This window comes from Desulfosceptrum tomskiensis (genome assembly GCF_049818055.1).
Taxonomy (GTDB): Bacteria; Bacillota; Desulfotomaculia; order Desulfotomaculales; family JASEER01; genus JBFLVT01.
Genome location: NZ_CP187479.1, coordinates 1,122,501 through 1,139,343 on the forward strand (window position 1 = coordinate 1,122,501; position 16,843 = coordinate 1,139,343).

Genomic DNA, 16,843 nt, shown 5'->3' on the forward strand with positions numbered 1-16,843 from the left:
CCTTCGAGGATCGGGGTGGTGATGGCCACCTGGGGTTCCTGCCCGTACTCTTTCTGTAATGTCCGTCCCATAAGCAGGTTAAACTTTTGGTCCGTGCCGCCGAGCTCCACGTCGGCCTGGAGAGCAACAGAGTCGTATCCCTGCATCAGCGGGTAAAAAAATTCGTGAATGCTGATCGGTACCCCGCTTTTGAACCGTTTTTCAAAATCGTCACGTTCCAGCATTCTTGCCACGGTGCAAGTTGACGAAAGACGGATCACCGCCGCGAAATCCAGGGGGGCCAGCCAACGACTGTTAAAAACAATGTGTGTCTTTACGGGATTCAGGACCTTGAAGACCTGTTCCTGGTACGTCCGGGCGTTGGCCTGCACTTCTTCTTCGGTAAGCTGCCGCCGCGTCTCGCTCTTTCCCGTGGGGTCTCCGACACGTCCGGTAAAATCACCGATGACCAGGTAAATTTCATGCCCGAGATCCTGGAACTGGCGCAGCTTTTGCAATACCACGGTGTGACCCAGATGGATGTCCGGCGCTGTGGGGTCCAGGCCGAGTTTAACCCGGAGGGGCCGCCCGGTTTTGACCGAACGCTGGAGCTTTGCGATCAATTCTTCTTCCGGAATTATTTCGACAACTCCGCGTTTGATGATTTCCAGCTGTTTGTCCAGTTCCAACATTTGCTTTTCCTCCATTAGGCCAAAATTTCCCTACATTATAACAATGCCTGTCCCGAGGGAACAACATGAATAGTCAATATCATTATTTCCCAAGTCATTTTAGAGGCGGCGGAAGAGTTATATAGCATGACGGGAACGGCTACAGGAAGACGGCTCCCAAAAGCGGTGGAAACAACCTTATCCATGATATAATGCATCTATATTGGGTTGCCTCACAACCTGGGGAGGAGCATATGATCGAGCGAAAACGCAAAAAAAGGAAGCTGCATTTCCTCCGGTTGCTTATTGTGCTGACAGCAGTCTTTATGATTATCGGCGGGGGATTCGCCTTCGGTTATACCGTCTACAGCCTACGGGACATCCCGACGTTTGACCCGGAATCGCTTACCCCCAGCAACGCCACACTTATTTACGACAAAAACGGGGAGCAAATCACCGCCATCGGCCTCGAGAAACGTATCCCGGTTAAGATCCAGGACGTCCCCGCCGTAGTTAAAAAGGCCTTCCTCGCCGCCGAAGACAACCGGTTTTATCAGCACCATGGCATAGACCTGCGCGCTGTGGTGCGCGCCGTGGTGGCCGACCTGCGCCATGGCAATCTTACCCAAGGCGGCAGCACGATCACACAGCAGTTGGCCAAAAACTGCTTCCTGTCATCGGAAAAGAAACTGAAACGAAAGATTCAAGAAGTCTTCCTGGCCATCCAGATCGAGCGCCATTATACCAAAGACGAAATTTTTGAAATGTACCTCAACCAGATTTATTTCGGCGAAGGGGCCTACGGCGTGGAAATGGCCTCCCGGACTTACTTTGGCAAACCGGTCTCGGCGCTGACTCTACCCGAGGCTGCTCTCCTGGCAGGTCTGCCCCAGGCGCCGAGCGCCTACTCCCCTTACAAGAACATGGATGCGGCTACAGCGAGGCGCAACACCGTCCTCGACTTGATGGTCAAGTACGGCTATATCACTGCCACCGAGGCCGCCGCGGCAAAGGAAAAGCCAATCGAGCTCAGCAAGAGCGCCGATCAAGACAGGCCGGAGTATCCATACCCCTATTTCATCGATTACGTTACAGACCAGCTTGTCGAACGCTACGGCGACACGCGCGTTTTTAAAGAAGGCCTGAGGGTATACACCACCCTGGACCCCGCTATCCAGCAGGCTGCCGAGGCTGCCGTAGCAAAGCCTTCGAACTTCCCCGCCACCGAAAAGGACCACAAGGGTGTTCTCCAGCCGCAGACAGCCGTCGTTGTCCTTGATCCCCACACGGGCTATATCAAGGCTATTGTCGGCGGGCGGGAGCATAAACAGATACGCGGCTGGAACCGGGCCACCCGGCCCCCCGGGCGCCAGCCCGGCTCATCTATCAAGCCCGTCATTGCTTACGGTCCCGGCATCGAATTGGCAAGTATGGGGCCAGCCACGGTAATCGACGATTACCCCATTGAGTACCCCGGTAAACCCGGCTATAAACCCAAGAATTACGACGGGCAATACCGCGGCATGGTGACAATGCGCACGGCCGTGGCGCTCTCCATCAACACGGTTGCCGTTCAGGTGCTCGACCGGGTCGGCGCCTACCGGGCTGCCGAATTCGCCCGTAAATTGGGCATTACATCGGTCAACCCCGACCGCGAGGGCTTGTCCATGGCCCTTGGCGCCTCGCTGGTTACACCGCTGCAAATGGCCGGGGCCTATGGCGCTTTCGCCAACCAGGGCGTTTACGTGGAACCCACCGCCATCACTCTTGTCAAGGACGCGCACGGAAACGTGCTGGATCAGTTCCAGCCCCGGAAGGAGAGAGTGATGAGAGCGACAACAGCCTACTTGATCACAGATATGCTGCGCACGGCAGTGCAGTCAGGGACCGGCAAGCGCGCCGCCCTGGGAGCACGGCCCGTGGCCGGCAAGACCGGTACCACCGACGACCGAGACAACAACTGGTTTTGCGGTTATACACCGGAACTTGTCTGCACGGTTTGGATGGGTTATGACAACGATAATGTCTCCAGGCCGCGCTCCCTGCCTCCGGGATCTTTCGGCGGGACCTACACGGCCCAAATCTGGAAAGACGTTATGAGCCAAGCTCTGAAAGGAACCCCCATCCGCGACTTCCAGCGCCCGGGCAACCTGGTGACTGCCTCGGTCGACAGTAAATCAGGGCTCCTTCCGGGACCCAACACGCCGCCGGAACACATTGTTACCGACCTCTTTGTCCGGGGAACGGTACCGACTGAAGAGGACAACAGCCACGTCCTGGCTGAAATCTGTCCCGCATCGGGGCTGTTAGCCACCGAATACTGCCCGGAACGGGTGGCACGCGTCCTCTTCAAAACCGGCTACGAGGTACCGCCTATTGTCCAGGACTACGCTGAACGGCTGCCGACCAAAACGTGTGACATCCATGGCCCCGGCAGCGTTCTTCAACCGCTGCCTCCAGGTGACCAGCCGTCCGGTATTCTTCCGCCAATAGAGGAAGTCGGGCCCCCGCTGCGGCCTGAAGATACCGACAACGGTACCCCAAAACCTAATCAAAACAACAACTGGTAGGGGCATTAAAACCGGGTGAGGAAATGAATTCCTCACCCGGTTTGGCACTGGACGCTGGGTATTGATACTAACTTCTAAGATCTAACAGCCAACAGCATAGTTAAACCATCGCCTTCTGGCTGGCTTCAATCGCCTTGTCGATTTCGCGCTGAAGTTCCGGCGGCAGCCCGTCAAGGTGTACATTCAAGAAGCCCCGGACGATCGTTGCCGTCGCCTCCTCCTCATCGAGGCCGCGGGCCATCAGGTATTCGATTTCTTCCGGAGCGATCTTCCCCACTGCAGCCTCGTGTGACATCTCGGCCCCGGCGACCCGTGCTTCCAGCTCAGGCACGGCGTGGATGAGGCCCTTTTCAGAGAGGATCAGGCCGTGGCATTCCAGGTGCGCTTTAACGCCTTCCGCCGCTCCGATAAGATGGCCCCGGCTGATGATGTCGCCGCCGGTGGTAATGGTCCGGGCGATGGATTCCGCCCTGGTTTCGGGCGCTTCCAAAACGACACGGGACCCCACGTCCATGTATGTCCCGGGAGGAGCCGCCAGGATACTGTTAAAGCGTGCCGTTGCGCCGGGACCGGCCAGGTAGGCGGTCGGATACATCTGCAGCATTTCGACGCGGTGCAGGCAAACGTAGTTGGAGAGGAAAAGGCCGCCTTCCTCGATATAAGTCGCGCTCCTGGGACGCACGTGCATGTTCTCCGCCCAGTTGTGGATCATGGTAAAGGTGAGCTTGGCGTTCTTCTTAACGTAGAATTCCGAAATACCCATGTGCATGCCCCTGCGAACATCGGGCGCGCTGGCGCAGCCGGTAACCACGTTAAGCTCTGCGCCTTCCTCCACGACGACGATGTTGTGCACCGCCTGGGCAAGGTTGTCCTCGGCAATGTAAAGACAAGCCTGCAAGGGGTAAGTCGCCTTGACTCCCGGCAGGGCCCGGATGAAGTAACCGTGCCTGGCTTTATCCCTGGCATAGGCGGTAAACTCGTCCTGGTCGGAACGGATCAGCCGCCAGCGGTAATCCTTTAGCCAATCGTACTTTTCCAGCGCCTGGCTCGTGCTCATTATCTCCAGGCCGTCCTGACGGGCGGTGCAATGGACGACGGAATGGTCCATCTGAACGAAGGTTCCGGCACGCCCCCGGCCGTCCACATCGACGCCGCTCTCGAGCATGCGTTCCCTGTCCTTCTCTTCCAGCTTCGCGAGATCTTCAATATAAGCATGCTGGCAGGGCTCATCAGAAAAGGCGTTCGGCAGTACCTTCAGTTCTTTCATACCTTCACTTCCTCAATCAAGGAACAGCGAACACACTCGCCGTACCCCAGTTTTTGAATGCAACTGAAAAGCTCGAGAGGATTACCGTGGCAGGACAGGTGCCCCTCGTACATGACGTGCCCGACATCGGCGTTCACGTATTTGAGAATATGGCCGGTGTGCGTGATAATCAGCCCGGCCTTGGTCCGCTCGCTACGCTTTTGGCGCGGAGGTTTGCCGTTCAGGTTCAGGTCGCCGCGCTGCAGGAGGCGGTTGATCGTCTTGCCGAGAAGGTCGATGTTCTCCAGGTCGACTCCCGACTCCGGCTCGTCGATGAGGACCAGGTCGGGGTCCTGAACGAGCAGTTGCAGAAGTTCGGAACGCTTGACTTCCCCGCCGGAAAATCCCAGGTTGACGTCGCGTTCCATAAACTCGTCCATTTTAAGCTGAGCGGGCAACTCCGGGGATATCGGCCGGCCGTGGGCGCAGATCGTGAGCATGTCCTTCATCGGCAACCCCTTAATGGTCGGCGGGCGCTGAAAAGACAGGCCCAGGCCCAGGCGAACCCTCTCATACACAGGCATGTTGGTAATGTCGTGCCCCTTGAAGATGATGCTGCCCTCAACAACTCTATAGCGGCTGAAACCCATCAGGGCACCCAGCAGAGTGGATTTCCCGGACCCGTTAGGCCCAAAAAGGATATGGGTTTCACCGGGGAGTATTTCCAGGTTGACCCCATCAAGAATCTTCTTTCCATCAACGGCTACCGTAAGATTAGTTACCTTTAGCATTAAACCACCCCCGTCAACTGAAAATCGTCACCAGGGAATCGGGAAAACACCCGGGTTTCTGTCCACTGTCTTAAAATATGGAAAGCCTTGTTTTTCCATCCGTCTTTGTGCAGGTTCCCCGGACACGTACAAAGAGCTCCCGAACACTTCAGGAGCAATCATAACCGAACCGGTCATGATATTCTCTATCAGCTTCTTAAAACCTGCCTTTCTGCATCCGCGTGTTGATCCGGCTTTATAGCCTGTAACTCCATCCTTTAACGGGAATTTCCGAACGGCCCGGCACTCAACTCGAAGAACCATTACATTCGAGCTACCGTCAGTCCTCGAGACGCTAAAGGTTAGATCTGCGTGCAACTTAACTTCCCTAGTTGAGTGCTGGGGAGTCTTACTACTTACGACTTGCAACTATTCTATGCCCCTTTAATGTCCACTACGGTTACGCCGCTGCCGCCCTCACCCTGGTCGCCCAGTCGATAGGACTTAACGTGCCGGTTTTCTTTAAGAAGCTGCTGAACGGCGGAACGCAGCGCGCCCGTCCCTTTTCCGTGGATGAGATACACCCGCGAAGCGCCGGCAAGAACCGCGTCGTCAAGATATTTTTCAACTTCAAGCAGGGCCTCGTCAACCCGGTGCCCCCGCAGGTCAAGCTCGGCCCTGAAATCGCGGGCCTTTTCGAGAGCGACATCGCGCTGGTTTTCCTGTCTTGGCCGCGGTTGGCCTTTCGCCAGACGTATCTCGTTCAACGGTACGCTCAACTTGACCGCCCCCACCTGGACCTGCGCCTCGCCATCCTTGCCGGCGGCCACAACCTGCCCGAACTGCCCGAACCGCGGCAGGTGAACCGTGTCCCCGACACTGACGGAACGAGGCGCTTCGGCAGGAAGTACGTACTCGACCTGGGGCACCATCTCGTTCAGCCCTTCGATCCGCCGGCGGGCCTCCTGAGCAGCCAGCTGGCGGTCCCGCTCATTGTCCGAACGCAGCTTCTCGCGCAACTCCCTGATGATGGCCTCGCTCTCCAGGCGTAAGGAACGCAAGGCCCACTGCGCGTCCTCCGCCGCCTTTTCCAGGTACGCCTTCTTTTTTGCCAGCAGGTTGGCTAGCTCGCTTTCGTGTTTCTCCGCCGCCTTTCGCGCCTGCTCCCTAAGCTGTACGGCCTGCTCCCTGGCGATATCGGCCTCGCGCTGCATGCGCTCCAACTGCCCGAGCAGTTCTTCCGCCCTGAGCTGCTCGTCGGCAAGATAGCTGCGCGCCGCTTCGACAAGACGGTCGGGCAGCCCCAGTCGCCGCGCAATCTCAAAAGCGTTGGAACGGCCCGGTCGGCCAACGATCAAGCGATAGGTAGGCTCCAGCGTTTCAAAGTCGAATTCCACGCTGGCGTTTTCCATCCGCGGACGGGTCGCCGCAAAATGCTTAAGTTCTCCGAAATGGCTGGTGGCCACCGTTTTGGAACGCCGGGCATGCAGCTCAGCGAGAACAGCCTGGGCCAGGGCTGCACCCTCCGCGGGGTCGGTACCCGTCCCCAACTCGTCGATCAGGACCAAAGAACCGGCGTCGGCCTCCGACAGGATCTCCACCACGTTGCGCATATGTGAAGAGAAGGTCGACAGCTCGTTTTCAATGCTCTGTTCGTCGCCGATATCGGCGAACACCCGGGTAAACACGCCCAACCGGCACTCCTCCGCCGGGACAAAAAGGCCGGCTTGAGCCATCAGGGCCATCAGCCCGACGGTCTTTAAGGCCACCGTCTTACCGCCGGTGTTGGGCCCGGTCAGGACCAAGGTGTCGTAGTCCACGCCGATGCTGCACGAGATAGGAACAGCCCGGCCCTTGATCAGGGGGTGCCTGGCCGACCTGAAAGAGAGAAAAGCCCCCTCCCCCACTTCGGGGGAAACGGCCTGGAGCTCACCCGCAAGCCTCCCCTTGGCCATCGCCAGGTCTATGAAGCCCAGGATCTCCATGTCAAGACAGATGTCGTTCACGACCTCGCCGACCTTGGCCGTCAAATCGCTCAGGATCTTGAACACTTCCTGCTTCTCCGCCGCTTCCAGGCGCCTGATCTCATTGTTCTTTTCGACCACGGCCATCGGCTCGATAAACAGCGTCGCCCCGCTGGCCGACTGGTCGTGGACCAGGCCCGGGACCTGGCTGCGGTATCCCTGCTTGACCGGTAATACGTAACGTCCTTCGCGGATGGTTACGATGGGCTCCTGCAAAAACTTCTGATAGCTTGCCGATCGAATGGTTTTCTCCAGGTATTCCTTAACCTGAAAGCGCATCTGTTGAATGCGCCGCCGCAGGTCCGCCAGGCGGGGCGTAGCCTCGTCCGCAACCTCTCCCCCCGGCAGGACCGCTTTCCTGAGCTGCTGTTCGATCTCGGGAAAGGAAACAAGGGACGAAGCCTCCCGGGAAAGGATGGGATAGCTTTCGCTGCGCTCCTTAAAAAACTTCTTGATTCGCTGGACGGCGCCGAGCGTCATCCCTATCCGGGACAGGGCTTCCCCTTCCAGGACGGCGCCCCTTTCGGCCCTGGCCAGGGACTCGCGCACGTCGTACCATCCGCCCAACTCGGCGGTGGGGTCGAGACGCAAAAGCAGCACGGCCTCCCCTGTCTCTGCCAGCATCCGGACAATCGACGGCAGATCGGACGTAGGGGCGAGCGCCAAGGCGGCTTCCCGCCCGAGAGGGGAATACGCGTGGCGCGCCAGGCGCTCGATGATTTTATCGAATTCTAAACGCTCCAGTGTTTTGGCGTCGGCGATAAGCAACTACAGCACCCCGCGGTAGTAATGTCCTTTGGTGAAACCCTGGGGGCTCAGCGCTTCCAGGTCCGCCCTGACCTTGTCGGGCACCTGGTAACGGTCGGGGTTTCGCACGCAGGCGTCGATAACCTTCCTGTAAATTCCCGTTGCTTTAAGGACGTAGGCCGCTGATTTCAAACGGCCGTCGATGCGTACCGCCGCAACCCCGGCCTGGACGAGCTCCGGGACGGCGTCGACAGCGGATAAATCCCGCGAGTTGAAAATGTGCATCCGGCAGGCTGGATCCACCGCGACGGGAAAAAGAACGCCCAACCTGTCTTTTAACATAAAGGTATTCGTCTTGCAAGCGGCCTTGCATTGCACTCCCGTTTTACCCTCGCCGGTAACGGCGCCGACCACGCAATAATCGGAGACCATCAGGGGCACCGAGCCCTGTACCAAGGCCTCTACGGGCAAAGGAGAACACGCGGCTATGCCGCGCACCTGGTTGAGTGTCAGTTCAGGGGAAAGGGTGACGCATGACAGACCCATCTCGGCCAAAAAGCAGATCGTTTGCGTGTTAAACACGTTGAGGTGATAATCCCCCCAAATCGGGAGGCCCCCCTCTACGTATTCTCTCGCCACGCCCAGGTTCCCCGCCAGGATTCCCGCTGCATCCGAACCAGCGGTGTTGATGAGGCCTTTCCATTTTGTAAACTCGCCGTCCCGTACGATGCGCGGGACCCACAGATAAAGGCGGGCGCCCCCGCGCCTGCATATGCCCAACGCTTCGGATATGTTCCCCGCATCGGCCCTGCGGCGCTTCCCGGTTCCTAAGCCTTCGCCGGGATAAAACACGACATCCGCTCCGCCATCCACGGCCGCATACACGCAGTCGAGGTCGGATACCGCGACAGTCAGAAGCGGCTTATCCTTCCGGCCGCCCTGCTTGCGGCAAGACACGTTCAGGTAAACCTTCAGATCGTGCGCGAACTTATCTTGCGATATACGACTCCGCCTGTAGTCTGCAGCCCTTTTTTGGGCCAGGCTTTCGACGGCGCGGCGCCGCAGTTCGTTGACCTCACTCAGCGGGTACATTACGGGACTTTCGACGAGGTATTCGAGAACAGCGATTTCAAACGGCGTGTTGCCCAGGCGGCCGAGGTGCTCAGCCGCCGTTTCCCGTGTCAAAGGCCTCTTTTGGGCCGTTTCTCCGACAAATGATCCCGTCTCGGTGACGGTGTGCCCCTCCCCGTCGTCCAAGAGCAACCGCAGCGGCTGCCCCACTCCTCCCCGGAGGGAGGCACGGATGGGAATTTTTCTGATCTCCCTGGGCGAAGCATAGGTCTCCCTCGCCCTGCGCAGCAAGGAGGCGTCCCAGGTCTTGAAGACCCTGTCCCCCGGCTTGATCCTGCCCTCAACGGGAACAGCCGCCACCGATCCGGCAGGCGCCCGTTCCACCTCGCGCCCGGCGACACGCAGGCGCTGCACTTCGGTGGATACCCTGCCGCCGACCGAAACCCAGAAGTCAATCCCGTCGCCCACCGCGAGTTCGGTATCAAGGGCGATTTCGGCCTCTCCCTTGCGGGCGTCGTAACGCTGTATGCGGCCGGCGGGCAGCCCCCGGTTGTTGGGCTGCGTAAAATTCATCAGTTCCCGGCCCGGCCGGCCGAAGAAGTATCCTGTGGAAAACCGCCGGTTAAAGATCTGGGCCAGATCCCGCTGCTCTTCGTCCGCAACATAGAAATCCCCGGCGAGAGCCCGGTCCAGGACCCTCCGGTAAATGCCCACGACGACGGCGACATATTCCGGACGGCGCAGGCGCCCCTCGATCTTGAACGCGTCGATGCCCGCCTCCACAAGAGCGGGAAGATGGCGGCAAAGGTTAAGGTCGCGGGTGCTCAACAGGTACCCGCTCTCCAGCACACTCCCGTTACCGACGAGTTCGTAGGGCAATCGGCATGGCTGCGCACAACGACCGCGGTTCCCGCTGCGCCCGCCGATCAGGCTCGACATCAGGCATTGCCCCGAATAGCAGACGCAAAGGGCCCCGTGCACAAAAACCTCGACCTCTATCCCGGCTTGCTGCTTCAGGTGGGCGACCTCGGGCAACGACAACTCGCGGGCCAGGACTATCCTCGAAAACCCGATCTCCTTCAAGCAGACTGCCGAAGCCGGGTTATGCACCGTCATCTGGGTGCTGGCGTGCAGCTCGAGGTCGGGCAGCAAACGGCGGGCGAGGCGCGCCAATCCGAGATCCTGGACGATTACCCCATCGGCGCCGGCGCCGCTGATCGCGTACAGTAACGCCGCCGCCTCTTCCAGTTCGTTATCGTCTATCAGCACGTTCACCGTAACGTAGACTTTTACACCACGCACATGGGCGTAGTCAACCACCCTGACGAGGTCATCGGCGGCGAAGTTCTCCGCCGATTGCCGGGCATTGAAAGACTTGCCGCCGAGATAAACGGCATCGGCACCGTTTTGCACGGCGGCAACCAGGGATTCCCAGCTTCCCGCAGGAGCAAGCAGTTCCGGTTTGTGAGCTCTTAGAATCGCTTTAATCCTCCGACCAGCGGTTTTGTATCGTCAAGTATCTTAAATCCTCCTAGGCGTCGCGGCGGTCCACCCTAATCAGTCCCGATGTGGGAATAATCTTGACGCCACATTTCGCAACCTCATCCAGGAATAGGTTTAAACCAAGGGAGTCGCTGGCCATGTGGCCGGCGATAATGACGTTGACATTATTTTTCTCCGCTTCCTTACGGTGTTTCTCGGTCATGTGCATGACAACGAGGGTTCCTACTCCGGCATCGACAAGCTTGCTGTAAGCGTCCTCCGAACCGCTGGTGCCCCCGGTCATGTCGACGACGATCTTCCCGGCCCTGCGTTCGGGTGCACCCACGACGATGGTCGGCCCGGCGTTTTGCTTCGCCGCTTCGGCGAACTCGGGGATTTCCTTGAGACACTTGATGACGTCTTTTAAAGTGCGCGGCTTCTTCTCTTCGATAAGCTTCTGCAGGTAGTCGGTGACGAGGTTGTCGGCGGCCGTATGCACGCACATGAAGGGGATATCCAAAAGCCTGGCCGCATCAACCGCCCTGTTGTGATTCAAAGGCAGGAGCGCCCTCTTCACTTCGCTGATCCTTGCCGCCATCAATCCCTCGGCGACGTTGATGGGCACGCCCAGTTCGGCCAGGATATCCTCCTGGAGGTGCATTACGTCGTAGAGCGCAGCCATCGCCTTGCCCTCGGGATGGTGGGCGACGATCAGATCGACGGTCTGCCCCTTTTCCCGGAGACGATCCGCCAGCAGCACCTCGCCGACCTCCATGTCGATACCGACCAGGGCGACTCCCACCTCCCGTTCCGGATCACCGTAAAGGATACGCGTATCCGAGTAAGGGTTGTGCAGCCTTTCCTCGTCATAGAAGTCCTTTTCGTCAGCCTTCATATCGTTGAACTTATCCTTTTCCCGGGCCAGATAGGCCTGGACCTCTGCTTTGCCCCGCGGATCGTGAGCGATACCCTTTTCCACCGCAAGCCGGTACAGTTCGCCGAGCTTCATTGTGTGCCTCCTTAAAACGACTGTTCTTAGCTATTTTACCCCTTCTGTTTCAATTACCCGCACCAGGCTCTCGTAGCTTTCCTGGAGCTTGCACAGCTCGTCGGCAATGTTGAGGGAAGCCAGAACGGCCGCCTTGATTAATGTCAGGCGTGGATTTCGGTCAATCAGCTCCCGGATTCTGCGGTCAACCTCGTTGGCCACCTTAATGATGTGTTCCGCAGGAGCATCCCCCCGCAAGACGTAAATCTCGCCGCCGATTTCGACTTCCACGCGTGTGGTCGTTGACAACCCCAACTCCCCCATTCACTGCGGGCTGCCCTATTGCCTCAGCTTTCCGCCAAGGGAGGCCAGCGCGGATTTTATATCCTCCATGCTTTTGTTTACTTCCTGGTCGGTTAGCGTCCGGTCCGGTGCCTGGAACTCCAGGGAGAAAGCCAAGCTGCGCCAGCCGGATTCGATCTGCTTGCCCTTATAAACGTCAAACAACGTCACCTTGTGCAGGATGGCACCGCCTTTTTTGGCGATCAGATCCATCACCTCAGCGGCGGGGGTTGTTTCCGGCAGGACCACCGCCAGGTCGCGGTCGACCCCGGGATACCTGGGAAGGTCTTCGATCTGCGCCGCGGTCCTTTGTTTCAGATTAAGCGCTGCGGCCAGGTCAAACTCGCAGGCGACGGCGCGAGCTTGCAGATCGTAAGCTTCCAGAACATCCGGGTGAAGCTCCCCCGCCACGCCCAGGAGCCTTTGGCCGGCGTAGACCGCGGCTGACCGGCCCGGGTGAAAAGACGGATGGTCGACCAGGCGTTTAAAAGTCAGTTCTCCCAGGTTCAAGACCTTCCCGGCCTGTTCCAGGACGCCCTTCAGGAAGAAGAAGTCATACTCATAACCCTTCTTGTTCCAGCCGCGCCGTGACTGGCCGGCGGCCGCCACCGCAAGGACCGGCTGTTCGGCCGGAAGCGGAGAGTCGTCCTGAACGCGGAAGACCGTGGCCATTTCAAACAGCGCCGCGTCGGTATTCCTTCTCTGAAAGTTGCGCGCGAGAAGCTGCACCAGTCCCGGGAACAACAGCGTGCGCATGACCGCTTGATCGTCGCTTAACGGATTGGCGATGTCGATGGTCCGGCGGAGTTCGCTGTCCAGCGGAAGCCGGATGCGGTCGAACACCCCGCGGTCAACGAAACTGTAAGTCACCACCTCGCTCAACCCCAGGCCCGCCAGCAGCATCCTTAATCTTTCCACGGCTTCCTGCTCCGCCGTCCTGAAGCCGTAGGTGGTATCCCCGTAAGGCAGGGTTTCCGGTATCCGGTCATAACCGTGCAGCCGTGCCACCTCTTCGACCAGGTCGATCTCCCGTCCGATATCGGAACGGTGGGCGGGGACGGTTACCGCCAAACCTTTTTCGTCCCCTTGGGGGTTAAAATCCAGGCCGCTGAGAATCCTCTTTATTTCTTCTGTCGGGACTTTGATACCCAGGATGGCATTGACCCTGGCCGGGCGCACGATAATCGTCTTGGGCGCCGGGGGATGGGGATAGACATCAATGATTCCCGGCGCGGCCACGCCCGCCCCGATGGAAACCATCAACTCAACCGCGCGGTCCGCGGCCAGCGCGCAGCCGCTGATGTCAATGCTCCTTTCAAACCGTGACGAGGCTTCCGAGCGCAGGTTCAGCTTACGTGCCGTCCTCCTGACGCTTGCCGGGTCGAAGTAGGCCGATTCGAGAACAATCGTCGTCGTCCTGTCTGTAACCTCACTGTTCAGGCCGCCCATCACGCCGGCTATGCCGATGGCCTTCTCAGGGTCGGCGATCAGCAGCATTTCGCGGTCCAGTTCGCGCTCGGCGTTGTCGAGAGTAACCAGTCTCTCACCCGCCCCGGCGCGCCGCACAATAATCCGGCCGTCCGCCACCGACGCCGCGTCAAAGGCGTGTTGCGGCTGGCCCAACTCCAGCATCACGTAGTTCGTGACGTCGACGATGGCGTTGATCGGCCTCATCCCGGCGGTGTACAGACGGTTCTGCATCCAGAGAGGGGATTGGCCTATTTTGATGCCTGTAACCATTCTGGCCACGTACCGTCGGCACAGTTCCGGCTCCTCGACGATTACGCTCACCTGCCGGGTGATGTCCGTTCCGGCAAAGTTCAGCTGCGGTTGCGGCCGTCGCAGCGGCAGGTTGTAAACGGCGGCGACCTCGCGCGCTACGCCGTAAACCGAAAGACAGTCGCCGCGGTTGGGGGTCAGGTCGAGTTCCAGGATGGCGTCTTCCAGGCCGAACAGCGTTTTGACGTCCCGGCCGACAGGCGTGTCGGGAGGCAGGATCAGGATGCCTTCGTGGTCTTCCCCGACACCCAGTTCATCCGCGGCGCAGAGCATTCCCCGTGATTCCAGGCCCCGGAACTTGGCCCTCTTAATGACCATCCCGCCTGCCAAGCGGGCGCCCTCGAGCGCAACCGGCACAATCTGACCGGCACGGATATTCGTAGCCCCGGTTACGATCTGGAGGTCCTCGCCCCTGCCGCAGTCCACCTGGCAAACCGCCAGGCGGTCGGCGTTGGGGTGAGGCGCGACGCTCTTGATTAGTCCGGTGTATACTCTCGATATGTTCTTGCCCCGTTCCTCCACAGTTTCAACGGCGATCCCGGCCGCCGTCAGCGTTTCCGCCAGTTCCTGCGGGGAAGCGGCAATATCGACAAATTCTTTCAGCCAGTTATAGGAAACCCGCACTCCGGGTCCTCCTCCCGTTCAAGTAGTAAGCTGTAGGTAGTAGGACTCGTAAGAATTCCCGTTCGGGAATTCCATTTTCTATGGCAATCGGCGCTCGGCATTCGGCATCTAGATAACCACTGATTCAAAAACCGGATGCCAAACATAGTTCTGACTAAACCCTGTGTGTATACATTTCAACCATTGCTGAACGTCCTGCGCCGGTTAAAACTGTCTAAGAAAACGCAGGTCGTTGTCGAAGAACAAACGCAGGTCGTTAACCCCGTATTTCAGCATGGCCACGCGCTCGATGCCCATGCCGAAAGCAAAACCCGTAACCTTTTCGGAATCGTAGCCGGAGACCTCCAGAACCCGCGGGTGGATCATCCCCGCTCCAAGAATCTCCAGCCACCCGGTATATGAGCAGACCCGGCACCCGCCGCCCCCGCAGTTGACGCAGGAAATGTCTACTTCGGCGCTGGGCTCGGTGAACGGGAAAAAGCTCGGGCGAAACCGCATCCGCGTGCCGGGGCTGAACATCTTGCGGACGAAAGTGCCCAGAACGGCCTTCAGATTGCTCAGTGTAACGTTGGTATCGACCAGGAACCCCTCAACCTGGTGGAACATCGGCGAATGGGTGGCGTCATCGTCCCTGCGGTATACCCGGCCGGGAGCGATGATCTTGACGGGAACCTCAGGAGCGGTGCGCTCAAAAGTCCTCACCTGAACCGGCGAGGTATGGGTGCGCAAAAGCAATTCCTCGCTGATAACGAACGTATCCTGCATATCCCGTGCCGGATGGTCCTTCGGAAAATTCAGCGCCTCGAAGTTGTAGTAATCCAGTTCGACTTCCGGACCCTCAACGATACTGAACCCCAAGCCCAGAAAAATATCCTCGATCTCCTTGCGCGTTGAAGAGAGGGGATGAATCGTACCCGCTTCTAAAGCCGTCGCGGGAAGAGTGATATCTATCGTTTCCGCAGCAAGGCGCGCGGCGCGGTGGCTCTCTTTAAGCGCGGCGGCCCTGGCCTCAAGGGCCGCCGCGATGCGCGCCTTCACTTCGTTGGCTACCTTGCCCACCTTCGGTCTTTCTTCCGCAGAGAGCCCCCCCATTCCCCGGAGAACCTGGGTCAGGACACCCTTCTTGCCCAGAAACCTGATCCTTAACTCTTCCAGGGTTTGCAGATCCCCGGCTTGACCTAGCAGCTGTTCGGCCTCGCGGGCAATAGCCTGCAACTTATCCAGCATAAACTGTCAAATCCCCCCTTTTTCTGTTACATTTCTAGTTTAACCCTAAAAATTCCTTTGCACAGGCCCTTTTAACAAAATCGAGTAGAGTAACGCCGCGGTGATCAACTGCGGCGTTAGCCCTCTCACAGAACCGTACGTACGGGCCTCGTATACGGCTCCTGGATAAACCTAGCTACTTCTCGTTGAAGCAGACAAAAGGCCGACCTCATACGAATTCAGGTTGGTCAATCCAAGCTCGTCAAACCAACTGTTCGGCAAGGCCATATTAATCAGCGGGCTGGCCGAGTTCCGCCATCTGAACATCGAGATTTTCTGGAACTCGCCTTTATAGCCCCGCCTACGCAAGGCCTTGTGCAGCGGTTTCCAGCCCTTCCATTCCCGCATCTGCTTCATCCGTAATCTCCGCCTGATCCACGCCATCAGTTGACCGAATACCGTTTTACAGTCGGCCAATCTGAAGTAGTTGGCCCACCCACGCAAGACCGGATTTAGTTTCTCAACCATCGCCTCAACATTCATCCCGTGGTTTCGCGGCGTCAGTTCTCTGATCCGCGCCTTGAATTTCTCGATCCTCTTGGGATGAATGGAGACCCTCTTGGGCCAGATGATGAAGCCAAGGAAGGCTACACCCTTGTGGACGTCGGTTAAGTGTGTTTTCGCCCGGTTGACGACCAGCTTTAATTCCCCTTCGAGGATGGCGGTTGCAATCTGCTGGTAACGCCAGGCTTCCTGCCTTGTGCGAGCGAGTATCAGGATATCGTCAGCGTAGCGGACGATGCGAATGCCCCTGTCCTTCATTGCCTGGTCGAAGTGATCAAGGTAGATGTTGGACAGCAGCGGGGAGATGACTCCCCCTTGCGGGCTGCCGATCTCCTTGGTTTCCCAAACTCCGTCCCTCATTACGCCTGCCTTGAGAAATTTCTCGATCAGCTTCAGGACGCTACCATCGCTGACCTTGCGGTTGACTCCTCGCAGGATTAGCTGGTAGCTGGTGCAGCCTCTCGTCAAGGTTTTGGCCGAAGGCTTCCACGGTCTCCCCGTCTACTCCGGGAGCTCCGTTGTTGGCTTTAACGGCACGCCAGGCCCGCATCAGGTTGTCGGGCCGGTAAACCTTGTCGATGAGGCTGTACCATTTCTTTTCCTTCACTACGATCCCTCTCTTGCGATGCCTCCTTGGTCCCCGTGCGGCGGGGCGGCGGTTTCTTCCGGTGTCTTTCTCGGCGTTTCTAGCTCTTTTGAGCAATCTTACCGGGTCTGACACCGTACTCCACCTGAGCGGACGCTAAAGCCAGCAGGCTCGTCACCCCCGGCTTAAGTGTT

At 58.5% G+C, this 16,843-nt stretch carries 12 protein-coding genes (1 of these 12 running past the window's edge); 1 reads left to right on the forward strand and 11 read right to left on the reverse strand.

All coding sequences use genetic code 11. The annotated features are described in order from the left end of the window. A protein-coding gene (tyrS, locus tag ACPV0M_RS05730; protein WP_425621991.1) for a tyrosine--tRNA ligase crosses the window boundary here: on the reverse strand, positions 1-671 show its 5' portion. The gene continues 550 nt to the left of window position 1, outside the view; the window shows 671 of its 1,221 coding nt (coding positions 1-671); the start codon lies at positions 669-671; its stop codon lies off the left edge, out of view. 233 nt (positions 672-904) lie between these two features. Here tyrS and ACPV0M_RS05735 point away from each other — a divergent pair, with 233 nt between their 5' ends. Beyond that, on the forward strand, positions 905-3,220 hold the full coding sequence (locus ACPV0M_RS05735) for a transglycosylase domain-containing protein (RefSeq protein WP_425621992.1): 2,316 nt from the start codon (positions 905-907) through the stop codon (positions 3,218-3,220). Positions 3,221-3,320: 100 nt separating this feature from the next. Here the strand turns inward: ACPV0M_RS05735 and ACPV0M_RS05740 are convergent, their stop codons facing one another. The 10 genes from ACPV0M_RS05740 to ACPV0M_RS05785 all read right to left on the reverse strand — a co-directional run bounded on the left by ACPV0M_RS05740 (position 3,321) and on the right by ACPV0M_RS05785 (position 16,670). Beyond that, positions 3,321-4,487 carry a SufB/SufD family protein gene (locus tag ACPV0M_RS05740; RefSeq protein WP_425621993.1) on the reverse strand — a complete coding sequence of 389 codons (1,167 nt, stop codon included), beginning with the start codon at positions 4,485-4,487 and terminating at the stop codon, positions 3,321-3,323. Then, positions 4,484-5,257 (reverse strand): ABC transporter ATP-binding protein, encoded by a 774-nt coding sequence (locus ACPV0M_RS05745; protein ID WP_425621994.1) that lies wholly within the window; start codon positions 5,255-5,257, stop codon positions 4,484-4,486. The genes ACPV0M_RS05740 and ACPV0M_RS05745 overlap by 4 nt, the downstream gene beginning before the upstream one ends. A 413-nt stretch (positions 5,258-5,670) precedes the next feature. Beyond that, positions 5,671-8,028 carry an endonuclease MutS2 gene (locus tag ACPV0M_RS05750; RefSeq protein ID WP_425621995.1) on the reverse strand — a complete coding sequence of 786 codons (2,358 nt, stop codon included), beginning with the start codon at positions 8,026-8,028 and terminating at the stop codon, positions 5,671-5,673. Beyond that, entirely contained in the window at positions 8,029-10,491 is a 2,463-nt protein-coding gene (locus tag ACPV0M_RS05755) for a DUF3656 domain-containing U32 family peptidase (RefSeq protein ID WP_425621996.1), read from the reverse strand. A 118-nt stretch (positions 10,492-10,609) separates the two neighbouring features. Beyond that, positions 10,610-11,569 carry an NGG1p interacting factor NIF3 gene (locus ACPV0M_RS05760; protein ID WP_425621997.1) on the reverse strand — a complete coding sequence of 320 codons (960 nt, stop codon included), beginning with the start codon at positions 11,567-11,569 and terminating at the stop codon, positions 10,610-10,612. Between the two features lie 30 nt (positions 11,570-11,599). Continuing rightward, on the reverse strand, positions 11,600-11,857 hold the full coding sequence (locus ACPV0M_RS05765; protein WP_425621998.1) for a cell division protein ZapA: 258 nt from the start codon (positions 11,855-11,857) through the stop codon (positions 11,600-11,602). A gap of 30 nt (positions 11,858-11,887) precedes the next feature. Further along, complete coding sequence (pheT, locus tag ACPV0M_RS05770; RefSeq protein ID WP_425621999.1) at positions 11,888-14,293, reverse strand: phenylalanine--tRNA ligase subunit beta; 2,406 nt, start codon at positions 14,291-14,293, stop codon at positions 11,888-11,890. 204 nt (positions 14,294-14,497) lie between these two features. Continuing rightward, on the reverse strand, positions 14,498-15,520 hold the full coding sequence (pheS, locus tag ACPV0M_RS05775; RefSeq protein ID WP_425622000.1) for a phenylalanine--tRNA ligase subunit alpha: 1,023 nt from the start codon (positions 15,518-15,520) through the stop codon (positions 14,498-14,500). 171 nt (positions 15,521-15,691) lie between these two features. Beyond that, positions 15,692-16,423: a group II intron maturase-specific domain-containing protein gene (locus tag ACPV0M_RS05780; protein WP_425622001.1), complete on the reverse strand. Its 732-nt coding sequence runs from the start codon at positions 16,421-16,423 to the stop codon at positions 15,692-15,694. Positions 16,424-16,463: 40 nt separating this feature from the next. Continuing rightward, positions 16,464-16,670 (reverse strand): hypothetical protein, encoded by a 207-nt coding sequence (locus ACPV0M_RS05785; protein WP_425622002.1) that lies wholly within the window; start codon positions 16,668-16,670, stop codon positions 16,464-16,466. Positions 16,671-16,843 lie beyond the last annotated feature (173 nt).